Origin of the sequence: Enterobacter quasimori, assembly GCF_018597345.1 — a bacterium.
Lineage (GTDB): Bacteria > Pseudomonadota > Gammaproteobacteria > Enterobacterales > Enterobacteriaceae > Enterobacter > Enterobacter mori.
This window is the reverse complement of the sequence record NZ_JAHEVU010000001.1, coordinates 582171-594534: the sequence shown is the minus strand read 5'-3', so window position 1 is coordinate 594534 and position 12364 is coordinate 582171. Positions and strand designations below refer to the sequence as shown.

Here is a 12364-nt window from a genome sequence, read left to right as displayed (position 1 = left end):
CAATCCCTCTTTTGTTATCAAGGAGAAAGTAATGACCACGGTACGCCATGAGAAAGACTCGATGGGCGCCATCGACGTCCCGGCCGACAAGCTATGGGGCGCGCAAACCCAGCGTTCGCTGGAGCATTTCCGTATTTCGACTGAAAAAATGCCCGTTTCGCTGATTCAGGCGCTGGCGCTGACCAAACGCGCTGCCGCCAAAGTGAATCAGGATTTAGGCCTGCTGGCGGCAGACAAGGCCACCGCCATTATTAATGCCGCCGACGAAGTGCTGGCGGGCAAGCATCCCGACGAATTCCCCCTCGCCGTCTGGCAGACCGGTTCCGGTACCCAGAGCAATATGAACATGAACGAAGTGCTGGCGAACCGGGCAAGCGAACTGCTGGGCGGCGTGCGCGGCATGGAGCGTAAGGTTCATCCGAACGATGACGTCAACAAGAGCCAAAGTTCTAACGACGTCTTCCCCACGGCCATGCACGTGGCGGCGGTGATTGCCATCCGCGAGCAGCTTATCCCGCAGCTCAAGGTTCTGAAATCCACGCTCAATGAGAAAGCGCAGGCTTTCCGCGACATCGTCAAAATCGGTCGTACGCACCTGCAGGACGCCACGCCCCTGACGCTCGGGCAGGAGATTTCCGGCTGGGTGGCGATGCTGGAACACAATCTGAAGCACATCGACCACAGCCTGCCGCACCTGGCGGAGCTGGCGCTCGGCGGCACGGCGGTGGGCACCGGGTTAAATACTCATCCGGAATACGCGGTGCGCGTGGCTGAAGAGCTGGCAAACATCACCGGACAGCCGTTCGTCACGGCGCCCAACAAGTTCGAAGCGCTGGCGACCTGCGACGCGCTGGTCCACACCCACGGCGCGCTGAAAGGGCTGGCGGCATCATTAATGAAAATCGCTAACGACGTGCGCTGGCTGGCCTCGGGCCCGCGCTGCGGCATCGGTGAAATCAGCATTCCGGAAAACGAACCGGGCAGCTCCATTATGCCGGGTAAAGTCAACCCGACCCAGTGCGAAGCCATGACCATGCTCTGCTGTCAGGTACTGGGCAACGATGTGGCCGTCAACCTGGGCGGCGCGTCCGGCAACTTCGAGCTGAACGTCTATCGCCCGATGGTGATCCACAACGTTCTGCAATCGATTCGTCTGCTGGCGGACGGGATGGAGAGCTTTAACGAGCACTGCGCGGTAGGGATTGAGCCGAATCGCGAGCGCATCAGCCAGCTGCTCAATGAATCCCTGATGCTGGTAACGGCGCTGAATACCCATATCGGCTACGACAAAGCCGCCGAAATCGCCAAAAAAGCGCATAAAGAGGGGCTGACGCTGAAAGCCTCCGCCCTGGCGCTGGGCTATCTGACGGAGGCGGAGTTCGACGCCTGGGTTCGCCCGGAGGCGATGGTCGGCAGCCTGAAATAATCAACTCGCCACGTACAGGTGCAGCCGTGGAATAATCAGCTGCAGCGGCTGCGCCTCAGGTCGGTAACGGTGCTGGACATTTTCAGCATCGTAATTCAGCAATTCACCAATATCCGGCACGATGGCCCCCCGATCGGCATCATAGAGCGCAATCAGCGGCGTTGGGCAGGCATGCTGCACCTGCTTTTGCTGCCCGGAATACCAGACGCGGGCGATAGGCTGAACCTTCACCGGACGCTTTATTTTGAGGCGCGTATCCGCCGGTAGCGAGGCGATGCTGTGATACTCCTGCTCCAGGCGCTCGATCCACTGCTCGCGAGACCACGGCGCGACGGTGCGCGGCGCCTTCAGGCTTTTTTCCAGCTGCGCCAGAATCTCATCCCGGGTGAAGTTTTTAATGATGTGCTTATTCGCCCAGCCGAAGCGCAGCGTGGCGGGCTGGCGCAGTACCGTTAGCGTGCGATAGGCATTCAGGGTAATCAGCCCAGGAAGCTGACGGTGCACCCACTCAAACCGGGCGGCAGGGGCGAGGCCCGACTCTTCGGTGACGATCTTTTCAAATGCCGCTTTCAGGCTGTTGATATGGGTAATCTGGCCTTCCAGCGTTTCACGCATTGTCGCATCGGTTTGCAGGCAGATCACGCCGGGCAGGCGTACGGCCGCCTTGCTGCTGCGGTTTTCAGACTGCTGCTGGATGAACAGGTGACGATAGTGTTTTAGCGTCAGCTCAAGGGCGGCGCTGCCGATGTGCTGTTCAACCTCGATGGTCTCCAGCGGATCGTGTTCTGCCCCCTTAGCTACCTCGGGCAGGGTAAAAACGCGCGCGGCCAGCAGGCGGCAGGTCTGCAAACGTTCTGTCAGGGTCAGCAGCTCGTGTTCTATTTCCCGAAACGTGCTGTTCAGCCGTTCAATAAGATCGTAGGTCGCCATGTTAATTCTCATTAGTTACAACATACTTACCATATAGCACAGCACGCCGGGTCAGGCCAGCGTGCGGTTGAGGTCAGGCAGGAACGGGAAGGGCGATGTTATGGTACACCGGCCAGCTAAAGCAGAAGCGCGCGCCGCCGAGCTCGCTCTCCTCGCAATGTACCGTGCCGCCCATGGCCTGCGCGATAGAGTAGACAATGGCCAGCCCCAGACCACAGCCTCCGGTGGCGCGATCGCGGCTGGGATCGAGGCGGACAAAGGGTTCAAACACGGTTTCGCGTGCCTCCGGCGCAATCCCCGGCCCGTCATCCTCTACGGTCAGGCTGGCCTGATTGCCCTGCAAATCCAGGCCAATCCGCAGCGTACTTTCGCTGTAGCGCATGGCGTTGTTCATCAGGTTATCCAGCACGCGCTCCATGAGGCGCATATCCAGTGCGCCGTAATCCCCCGGGGTCACCGCCGTTAACAGCGTGCGTTGGGGATTAACGCTCTGCACATCATCAATATGCGCCTGTAACCAGACGGGTAGATCCGGCGTGCTGAGGTTAAGCTCGTTTTGCGGACGGTCGAGGCGGGCGTAGGTCAGCAGCTCCTCAATCAGCGCTTCAAGCTGGCCAATGTCGCGATTCAGCGCCTGATTCTCCGCCTCGGTCAGGTTCTCACTCATCTCCAGCCGATAGCGCAGGCGAACCAGTGGCGTACGCAACTCGTGAGCAATCCCGTCGATCAGCTGTTTTTTGCTGGCAATCAAGGCGTTAATGTTATCGGCCATCTGGTTAAACGCAATGCCGAGGCGATCGAAACTGGAACCGCTGTCGAAATGAATCCGCTCGGTAAGATGACCCTCACCAAAACGCTGTGCGGCGGATTCCAGCTTCAGCATGTCCTGCCAGTGCGGGCGCATCCAGATAAACACCGGAAAAGCCAGTGAAATGGCAATAAACGCCAGCAGGGCGAGATCTAACAGGCGCATCTGATGCAGATAATACAGATAAGGCACCGGCCCGACGGCCAGCACGTAATGGCTGCGCGGAATACGCTGGATAAAGGTGTACTTCTCATCCAGCGCTACAATGTCCCCGTCACGCAAACGCTGCATGGTGGGGGCATCTAAATCGAAATCTTTTAATGGCTCGATGCGCAGATCGAACGACAGATTTAAATCCAGCTCTTTGAGGGTCTTCGCCCAGTCGTGCGGGGGAATTTCCCGCAGCTCGCTGCGCATCAGATAGAGCGAGCTTTTCATCAGATCGTCCAGCGACTGCCTGCCCGCACGTTCGGCGGTAAATTTATAGACCAGCCCAACCAGCATGGTCATCACCAGGAAGCAGACAAACAGCAAAAGATAAAACTGCACAAACAGCTTTTTCATTGGATCTCACCGAAAAAACAATACATGCAGAATATACATGAAAAACCCACGGTGTTTTCATGTCTCTTTAGCGTGTGGAAAGCGTTATCTCTTTCGGGTAGAGCGCATTACATCGCGCGTGCACTGCTTTTAATCTTAGCGATGAATGTTTCCGTTGCGGCCAGGCCTTCCGCAATATGCGTATCAATCACGGCAGTCCCGAATTCGTTAATTAAATCCAGAAGTATTTCGTAAGACTGGATGAGTTCAAGGAGATTAAAGAGCGCTTTTTGATCGGGGCTGAGGGGGAATAATGGCTGAACGCTGCCTGATTCACAATCCACTCAAGATTGGTTTTGATGGCTTCTACCTGATTGTAGCTATACATATTTCATGGGCTTAAATCCTCATTTCAAGATTTTTTGGGAGAGGTAGCGTGAGAGCTTCACGATGAACAGAGTCTGTATATAGACGGCACGGTACTGGCTGTAGAAAGGATGGGTGGAAATTTAATTATGGGATAGTTCGCGCGCTTAGCAAGTTAATTGTTGCGCAAACGGATAAATAAAAGCGCGAAGGCGAGGGCATCGCTGTGTAATGCCTTCATTTCGCGCATGTTATGCTAACCGGATAACGGAATCAGGTTTCCCAGGCGTGCGGGGCGAACAGGTAACCCTTGTTACGCACGGTTTTAATGCGGTAGGGCTCGGTAGCGTTATCCTGCAGCTTTTTGCGCAGGCGCGAAATCGCGACGTCCACGCTGCGGTCCATTCCGTCGTAGCTCACGCCGCGCAGGTTTTTCAGCAAAGCATCGCGGTCCATGATCTGCCCGGCATGCGTTGCCAGCTCCCACAGCAGGTCAAAGTCTGCGGTGGAGAGAGCGATAAGCTCGCCAGAGAGCAGCACCTGGCGGTTAACGGGATCAATAGACAGCGTACCGAAGCGCATTGCTTTGTGCGGCGTCAGAGACGGCGCGGGTGCTTCGCGTTCGCTGCTGGCGCGCTGGCGCAAATGAAGCCTCAGCCGGGCCAGCAGAACGGCCGGCGGCGTGGTTTTGAGAATGTAGTCGTTAGCGCCCATCTCCAGCGACAGAATATGGTTCATGTCGCTGTCCAGAGAGGTCAGCAGCACGATAGGCCCCTCCCACCGGGCGCGCAGGTCACGGCAGAGCGTCATGCCATCTTTACCGGGCAGCATGATGTCCAGCAGCACCAGATCCGGGTTTTCGCGTAGCACAACCTCTTCGGCACGATCGCCGCGAGGCTCAACGATGACGTCCATATCGTGTTTACCCAGGTAAGCGGCGATCAATTGTCCGACTTCGGGTTCATCTTCTACATAAACAATCTTATTCATACTGCGTCTGTTATCGCGAAAAAAGCCAACATACACCGCACAACCTTAACCTTCCATTAATCTTTCAAAATTAACGCCAGTTCCGTTATTCTGCCTCATATTGTTTCTTGATTGTTATGGAAAAAATGATGGGGCTGCTGATTAAAGCCGCGCTGGGTGCGCTGGTGGTGCTGTTGATTGGGGTACTGGCGAAAACGAAGAATTACTACATTGCCGGGTTGATTCCGCTCTTTCCGACCTTTGCGCTCATTGCGCACTACATCGTAGCGTCCGAGCGTGGCATTGAAGCGCTGCGGGCCACCATCGTGTTCGGAATGTGGTCCATCATCCCGTATTTTCTCTACCTGCTGTCGCTGTGGTACTTCACCGGTTTTATGCGGCTTCCGCTGGCGCTGGGCGGGGCAGTGGTCTGCTGGAGCCTCAGCGCCTGGGTATTGATCTTCTTCTGGAGCCGCTTTCACTAGCGAAGCGGGCGTCCTCCGTCCACGGAGAAGGTTCTGCCCGTCACGTAGCAGCTGGTGAGCAGATAATCGATAAGGTCGATCACCTCTTTCTCGCCCGGGGCGATTTTCATCAGTGATTTATTCAGCGCCTGCTGGCGATACTCTGCATCATCATGTTCGTTAAACAGAATCATCGCCGGGGCAATGGCGTTCACTTTCACTTCGGGTGCCAGCTTGCGGGCAAACGAGCGCGTCATGTTGTCCAGCGCGGCCTTGCTGGCCGCATAGGCGATATGCTTGTCGCTGCCGCGCTCCACCACATAATCGGTGAAATGAATAATATCACCCGCAGCATGCCCGTGCCCGCGCAGCAGGTCCTGCAACGCATGGTTCAGCAAATAGGGCGCATTGACGTGGATTTGCAGCATGCAGGAGAGCGTTTCGCTAAGCGGTGTTGCAGGCGTTTCGGCCTGCCAGGCGCTGGCGTTATGAATAATGGCGCGCAGCCCGCGGGTGGTGGCCTTCACCTTTTCAGCAAAGGCAAGAATCCCTTCATCGGTTGAAAAATCGGCCTGGATGCAAACTGCACCGGCTTTTCGTAATCCTTCAATCGAGGGATATTCACTGCGGTAACTGACAATAACCGGATGGCGAAGGTTGAGAAAGTGATGGGCGATGGCGAGGCCGATACGGCGGCCTCCACCGGTGATCAGTATTGGGCGTTGTTGTGCATTTCCCATCGTATTCTCCTTTTCAGTTCAACAATGGGAAAGGCGATGCTATCCCATTAACATCCACGTGGCCGGTACGGCTGCAATCAGTAACAGCCCGATCGCGGCCATTTCACGGCGCTTTAGGGCGTTCTCCAGCTGATGCGTGCGACGTGCATAGATAAACACCAGCAGACCCGGCGCATACAACACCACCGACAGCAGCAGATGCATAGGCCCGGAAGCATACAACAACCACAGGCCGTAAATACAGGCACCGACGCCAACAATATAGTGCGCCGGGCGCGACGCGATTTTTAACAAATACGCGCCCACTAAGAAATAGGGTACCAGAATCATTTCAGAGGCAATGGTCAACAGGGTGTTATAGTCCGAACCTGTGAGCCAGATCAGCACCAGACAGACCTGCACGCTGATGTTGGTGAGCCAGAGTGAGGCCGACGGCGCATTGTTTTTATTCTGGCGGGCAAACAGGCGGGGAAATGCCTTGTGCGTCGCGGCCAGGAACGGCACTTCAGCCGCCATGATGGTCCAGCTCAGGTAAGCGCCGCAGACGGAAACGATAAGCCCTGCAGCAATCACCACATCTCCCCACGGGCCGAGCATTTTCACCATCAGCCCAGCCATCGACGGATTACGCATTTCTGCCAGTTCAGGACGCGAAACTACGCCCAGCGACAGCAGCGTCACCAGCAGATAGACACCCAGCGCCGCCAGCACGGCCAGCAGCGTGGCGCGGCCGACATCGCGCTTATTACGCGCCCGGGCCGAGACCACGACGGCGCCTTCGACACCGATGAACACCCACAGGGTGATCAGCATGGTATTTTTAACCTGCTCCCAGACGGGCACGCCCAGTGCGATACCGGTGAAGTCGAGCTTAAAGACGTCAAGACGAAACGCAATAAATGCCAGCACGACAAACAGGCCAAGCGGGACCAGTTTTGCCAGCGTCGCGACCAGGTTGATGCTGGCCGCCGTCTGGACACCGCGTAACACCAGCCAGTGCACCACCCACAGCAGGACCGAGGCCCCGACAATGGATTGCCAGGTATTACCGTCCCCGAACAGGCGCAACTCAGGGGTATCGGTAAAGAAACTGAGCGCCGAGAAGACAATCACCAGGTAGGAGACGTTAGCGATCACCGCGCAAAGCCAGTAACCCCATGCGGAACAGAAGCCAATCAGCTCCCCGAAGCCTTCGCGGGCGTAGGTGAAAATGCCGCCATCCAGATCGGGGCGAATGCGGGTGAGCAGCAGCATGGCAAATGCCAGCAGCAGGATCCCGACGCCGGTGATCGCCCAGCCAATGATTAACGCGGCAGGGCTTGCGACCGCCGCCATGTTCTGCGGCAAACTGAATACACCCGCACCCAGCATTGAGCTTAAAACGAGTGCAGTTAATGCACTCAGGCCAAGTTTCTTTTCCATTGGCTTCCTGTTATGAAAGGTCCAAATCCAGAATAATTATTTCGCACGGGCGCATAAAAATGGTGGATCACACTAAGGCGCGCGATTTTACGGAGTGTCAGGAAAGCATGCAATGATGTGTGGCCGAAATTAGAAAAAAAGTAACAAAAAAGGCGGCATTACGCCGCCTCGGATCAACCGTTTTGTTACTTATACAGATCGGCGCTGATGGTCATGTTGTTACCACGTTCCTGCCACTGGCGGGTGATGTGGTAGTACTTCGCGCCTTTCTTCGCCGCACGTTTCGCGACCTGATAAGAGACTTCCGTTCCGTTGCCGTAGTTGCCGGTAAACTTGATGCTGTCGAACGGTACCATCTGCGCAGCAGTGGCGTTGTTCAGCTCTTCAATTTTGGTTCCGTCCGGCAGGGTGACGGAATAGCGTCCACCTTTGGTGGTTTGCGTTTCAAAGAAACGGCCCACTTCGGCGCTTGGCGCTGCAGAGGTCGCCACGCCTGGGATCTCAACTTTCTTCGCTTCTTCACCGCCTTTCGCTAACGCCGCACGTCCCGCATCGGAATCCGCAGGGATAGCGTCCGGGCTTTGCAGAACGCGTTTTTTCGCATCTTCTTTGTAGATGAACGCGGTAATACGCTGGTTGCCGCCCTGGTTAGCATCTACCTGACGCACGATATAGAAAGAGTAAGCCCCTTTCTGTTTCGCGGCTTTGGTGATGGCATCATTCACTTCAGGCTGGCTGCGGTAGAAGCCCTGAACGGTAACGGTGTCGTACGGCTCAAGCGCAATCGCCTGATCTTTTGGCAGCTCAACGATGCCGTTAATCACGCGGTTTTTCTGTTCATCCGCTTTAGGCGCATTTTCTTTGTACAGCGCAATGGTGACGCGCTGGTTACCGCTGTTGCCCTGATCGGACTGATCGAGCACATAAAACGAAGCCGCGCCTTTTTTATCAGCGGCTTTTGACGCGGCGGCAACGCCGTCGCCAATGGAGTTGTAGCGACCCACAATGACCGTCTGGTCAAAAGGTTTTAACGCTGCCGCTTGCTCCGGCGTTAACTCTGTCGCGGCATTCGCAGACAGGGCGGTCGCGGAAAGAAGTGCGGACGCCAGGAGTGTGTTCTTAAGCTTCATAAAAATAATCCTTCGCCTTGCGCAAACCATGTACTGGTATTGTTGTTAATTTGAGACGGTCCCGATTATGGCATTTAAATCCCGTCGCTGTCTGCGCCATTTTTCACAGCCTGTGCTCAGCGCATGACCCCATTCGATAACATTTAGTGATATGTTGAAAAAACAGACGTTTGACAAGTAAAACTGATAAAGCTTATGACTTTTACAAGTTAATTTAATGTTAATAAGATGTTCTGTTATGGCGCTATATCATGTTTTTGCCGCTTCGCTTGCGCGTTTTATCGGTCTCAGCGATGAATTTAAGGTAAATATATCTGTCCGCGATGCCGATCGCTTATTTTTCACAGATAAAGTAAGAAATAGTGTTTTTGGACGGTAGATCACGGGCGTTATTTTCAGTAGGTTATAGAAAGTTTGTTACTGTTTTATTTTCCGGGGTGGATCATTTTTCGTCGTTAGGTGGATGGCGAAATCTGCGACAGACCGCGGGCAATTATCGACAAACCATCATCAAAAACCGATGGAAGGGAAAACTATGCGTATTGGGGTACCAAAAGAACGGTTAGCCAATGAAACCCGTGTAGCGGCAACACCGAAAACGGTGGAGCAACTGCTCAAACTGGGTTTTACCGTCGCGGTTGAAAGCGGCGCGGGCAAACTGGCCAGTTTCGATGACGAGGCCTTTATCCAGGCCGGTGCGGAAGTGGTCGAAGGGGCAGAGGTCTGGCAATCACCGATCGTCCTGAAGGTCAACGCACCGGAAGAGAACGAGATTGCGCTGCTGAACGCGGGCACGACGCTGGTGAGCTTCGTCTGGCCTGCACAAAATCCAGAGTTAATGGAGAAGCTGGCAGCCCGTGGCGTCACCGTGATGGCGATGGACTCGGTGCCGCGCATTTCTCGCGCCCAGTCTCTGGATGCGCTGAGCTCCATGGCGAACATCGCGGGCTACCGCGCTATCGTTGAAGCGGCTCACGAGTTTGGTCGTTTCTTTACCGGTCAGATCACCGCGGCGGGTAAAGTACCGCCAGCGAAAGTGATGGTGATTGGTGCGGGCGTGGCCGGTCTTGCGGCGATTGGCGCGGCAAATAGCCTGGGCGCTATCGTCCGTGCTTTTGATACCCGTCCGGAAGTCAAGGAGCAGGTCCAGAGTATGGGCGCCGAGTTCCTTGAACTGGACTTCAAGGAAGAAGCTGGCAGCGGTGATGGTTACGCGAAGGTGATGTCCGAAGCCTTTATCAAAGCCGAAATGGAACTCTTTGCCGCGCAGGCGAAAGAGGTCGACATCATCGTTACCACGGCGCTGATTCCGGGCAAACCGGCGCCGAAGCTGATCACCCGCGAGATGGTCGATTCCATGCAGCCTGGCAGCGTGATTGTCGATCTGGCCGCGCAGAACGGCGGTAACTGCGAATATACCGTGCCGAATCAGGTGACCACGACCGCCAACGGCGTGAAGGTCATTGGTTATACCGATCTGCCGGGTCGTCTGCCAACCCAGTCTTCACAGCTGTACGGCACAAACCTCGTCAACCTGCTGAAGCTGCTCTGCAAAGAGAAAGACGGCAACATCACCGTTGATTTTGACGATGTGGTTGTCCGTGGCGTCACCGTGGTACGTGACGGTGAAATCACCTGGCCTGCGCCGCCTATTCAGGTTTCCGCGCAGCCTCAGGCGGCACCAAAAGCCGCGCCAGAGCCAAAAGAACCCGCTAAACCGGCTTCCCCATGGCGCAAATACGCGATCATGGCGCTGGTGATTATTCTGTTCGGCTGGCTGGCTGACGTCGCGCCAAAAGAGTTCCTTGGTCACTTCACCGTCTTCGCGCTCTCCTGCGTCGTGGGCTACTACGTGGTGTGGAACGTCTCCCATGCGCTGCATACGCCGCTGATGTCGGTGACCAACGCCATCTCCGGGATTATCGTGGTCGGGGCGCTGCTGCAGATTGGTCATGGCGGCTGGATCAGCTTCCTGAGCTTTGTCGCGGTACTGATCGCCAGCATCAATATTTTCGGTGGTTTCACCGTGACTCAGCGCATGCTGAAAATGTTTCGTAAAGGCTAAGGGGTAGCATATGTCTGGAGGATTAGTGACAGCCGCATACATTGTTGCTGCAATCCTGTTTATTTTCAGTCTGGCGGGACTTTCCAAACACGAAACGTCTCAGCAGGGGAATAACTTCGGTATCGCCGGGATGGCGATTGCGCTGATTGCCACCATCTTCGGGCCGGACACCGGCAACGTTGCGTGGATCCTGGTGGCGATGATCATCGGTGGCGCAATTGGTATTCGCCTGGCAAAACGCGTTGAAATGACCGAGATGCCGGAGCTGGTTGCGATTCTGCACAGCTTCGTGGGTCTGGCCGCGGTGCTGGTGGGCTTCAACAGCTATCTGTATCACGAACCGGGCCTGGAACCGATTCTGGTGAACATTCATCTGACGGAAGTGTTCCTCGGCATCTTTATCGGTGCGGTGACCTTCACCGGTTCGATTGTGGCGTTCGGCAAGCTGCGCGGGAAAATTTCCTCTAAGCCGCTGATGCTGCCAAACCGTCACAAGCTGAACCTGGCGGCGCTGGTGGTCTCATTTGTGCTGCTGGTGGTCTTCGTGCGTACCGAAAGCGTCGGCCTGCAGGTGCTGGCGTTGCTGGTGATGACCATCATTGCGCTGGCGTTCGGCTGGCACCTGGTGGCGTCCATCGGCGGTGCGGATATGCCGGTGGTGGTCTCGATGCTGAACTCCTACTCCGGTTGGGCGGCAGCGGCGGCAGGCTTTATGCTGAGCAACGATCTGCTGATCGTTACCGGTGCGCTGGTGGGTTCTTCGGGTGCGATCCTGTCTTACATCATGTGTAAGGCGATGAACCGCTCCTTCATCAGCGTCATCGCTGGTGGATTTGGTTCTGACGGCTCTTCTACCGGTTCCGATGAGGAAGTGGGTGAGCACCGTGAAATCAGCGCGGAAGATACCGCGGATATGCTGAAAAACTCACACTCGGTCATTATCACCCCGGGCTACGGCATGGCGGTGGCGCAGGCGCAGTATCCGGTTGCGGAAATCACCGAGAAGCTGCGCGCGCGCGGTATCAAGGTGCGCTTTGGTATTCACCCGGTGGCAGGGCGTCTGCCAGGCCACATGAACGTGCTGCTGGCGGAGGCGAAAGTGCCTTACGACATCGTGCTGGAGATGGACGAGATCAACGATGATTTCGCCGACACTGACACCGTGCTGGTCATTGGCGCTAACGACACCGTTAACCCGGCGGCGCAGGACGATCCGCGTAGCCCAATCGCCGGTATGCCGGTTCTGGAAGTGTGGAAGGCGCAGAACGTGATTGTGTTTAAACGCTCCATGAATACCGGCTATGCAGGCGTTCAGAACCCGCTGTTCTTCAAAGAGAACACCCACATGCTGTTTGGCGATGCCAAAGCCAGCGTGGATGCGATTCTGAAAGCGCTCTGACAGGGTAAAGCCCGGTGGCGCAAGCTTACCGGGCCTACCAAACCCGTAGGCCGGGTAAGGCGTAGCCGCCACCCGGCAAAAAAAAACCGCCGGTTCGCCGAC

10 protein-coding genes are annotated in these 12364 nt (G+C 55.9%); 4 read left to right on the top strand and 6 right to left on the bottom strand.

The genetic code is table 11. The features are described from left to right. Nucleotides 1-31: 31 nt before the first annotated feature. Nucleotides 32-1426 (top strand): class II fumarate hydratase, encoded by a 1395-nt coding sequence (fumC, locus tag KK102_RS02715; protein ID WP_126544483.1) that lies wholly within the window; start codon nt 32-34, stop codon nt 1424-1426. Here the strand turns inward: fumC and tus are convergent, their stop codons facing one another. The 3 genes from tus to rstA form a co-directional block, all read right to left on the bottom strand. Continuing rightward, nucleotides 1427-2356 carry a DNA replication terminus site-binding protein gene (gene tus, locus KK102_RS02710; RefSeq protein ID WP_126544484.1) on the bottom strand — a complete coding sequence of 310 codons (930 nt, stop codon included), beginning with the start codon at nt 2354-2356 and terminating at the stop codon, nt 1427-1429. A gap of 73 nt (nt 2357-2429) precedes the next feature. Next, nucleotides 2430-3728 (bottom strand): two-component system sensor histidine kinase RstB, encoded by a 1299-nt coding sequence (gene rstB, locus KK102_RS02705; protein ID WP_216356902.1) that lies wholly within the window; start codon nt 3726-3728, stop codon nt 2430-2432. A gap of 618 nt (nt 3729-4346) precedes the next feature. Continuing rightward, nucleotides 4347-5063, bottom strand: a complete 717-nt coding sequence (rstA, locus tag KK102_RS02700; RefSeq protein WP_216356901.1) for a two-component system response regulator RstA — start codon at nt 5061-5063, stop codon at nt 4347-4349. A 128-nt stretch (nt 5064-5191) separates the two neighbouring features. Between rstA and KK102_RS02695 the strand changes: the two genes are divergently transcribed. After that, nucleotides 5192-5527 (top strand): GlpM family protein, encoded by a 336-nt coding sequence (locus KK102_RS02695; RefSeq protein ID WP_089599552.1) that lies wholly within the window; start codon nt 5192-5194, stop codon nt 5525-5527. Here the strand turns inward: KK102_RS02695 and folM are convergent. The 3 genes from folM to ydgH all read right to left on the bottom strand — a co-directional run bounded on the left by folM (nt 5524) and on the right by ydgH (nt 8798). Next, the gene (gene folM, locus KK102_RS02690; protein WP_126544488.1) at nt 5524-6246 is read right to left on the bottom strand and encodes a dihydromonapterin reductase; all 723 of its coding nucleotides are present in this window, start codon (nt 6244-6246) and stop codon (nt 5524-5526) included. The genes KK102_RS02695 and folM overlap by 4 nt on opposite strands. 39 nt (nt 6247-6285) lie before the next feature. Then, nucleotides 6286-7668, bottom strand: coding sequence for an amino acid permease (locus KK102_RS02685; protein WP_126544489.1), 1383 nt, complete (start codon nt 7666-7668; stop codon nt 6286-6288). A gap of 185 nt (nt 7669-7853) precedes the next feature. Next, entirely contained in the window at nt 7854-8798 is a 945-nt protein-coding gene (ydgH, locus tag KK102_RS02680; protein ID WP_010430434.1) for a DUF1471 family protein YdgH, read from the bottom strand. Between the two features lie 535 nt (nt 8799-9333). Between ydgH and pntA the strand changes: the two genes are divergently transcribed. Together pntA and pntB are read left to right on the top strand one after the other, a co-directional pair. Continuing rightward, nucleotides 9334-10863 carry a Re/Si-specific NAD(P)(+) transhydrogenase subunit alpha gene (gene pntA / locus KK102_RS02675; protein ID WP_216356900.1) on the top strand — a complete coding sequence of 510 codons (1530 nt, stop codon included), beginning with the start codon at nt 9334-9336 and terminating at the stop codon, nt 10861-10863. Between the two features lie 10 nt (nt 10864-10873). After that, nucleotides 10874-12262, top strand: coding sequence for a Re/Si-specific NAD(P)(+) transhydrogenase subunit beta (gene pntB, locus KK102_RS02670; protein ID WP_010430438.1), 1389 nt, complete (start codon nt 10874-10876; stop codon nt 12260-12262). Nucleotides 12263-12364 lie beyond the last annotated feature (102 nt).

Bases quoted from the DNA above. Each gene is read 5' to 3' on its own strand.
- tus (WP_126544484.1), bottom strand. From the start codon at position 2,356: ATGGCGACCTACGATCTTATTGAACGGCTGAACAGCACGTTTCGGGAA.
- KK102_RS02685 (WP_126544489.1), bottom strand. From the start codon at position 7,668: ATGGAAAAGAAACTTGGCCTGAGTGCATTAACTGCACTCGTTTTAAGC.
- ydgH (WP_010430434.1), bottom strand. From the start codon at position 8,798: ATGAAGCTTAAGAACACACTCCTGGCGTCCGCACTTCTTTCCGCGACC.
- rstB (WP_216356902.1), bottom strand. From the start codon at position 3,728: ATGAAAAAGCTGTTTGTGCAGTTTTATCTTTTGCTGTTTGTCTGCTTC.
- fumC (WP_126544483.1), top strand. From the start codon at position 32: ATGACCACGGTACGCCATGAGAAAGACTCGATGGGCGCCATCGACGTC.
- pntB (WP_010430438.1), top strand. From the start codon at position 10,874: ATGTCTGGAGGATTAGTGACAGCCGCATACATTGTTGCTGCAATCCTG.
- KK102_RS02695 (WP_089599552.1), top strand. From the start codon at position 5,192: ATGGGGCTGCTGATTAAAGCCGCGCTGGGTGCGCTGGTGGTGCTGTTG.
- rstA (WP_216356901.1), bottom strand. From the start codon at position 5,063: ATGAATAAGATTGTTTATGTAGAAGATGAACCCGAAGTCGGACAATTG.
- pntA (WP_216356900.1), top strand. From the start codon at position 9,334: ATGCGTATTGGGGTACCAAAAGAACGGTTAGCCAATGAAACCCGTGTA.
- folM (WP_126544488.1), bottom strand. From the start codon at position 6,246: ATGGGAAATGCACAACAACGCCCAATACTGATCACCGGTGGAGGCCGC.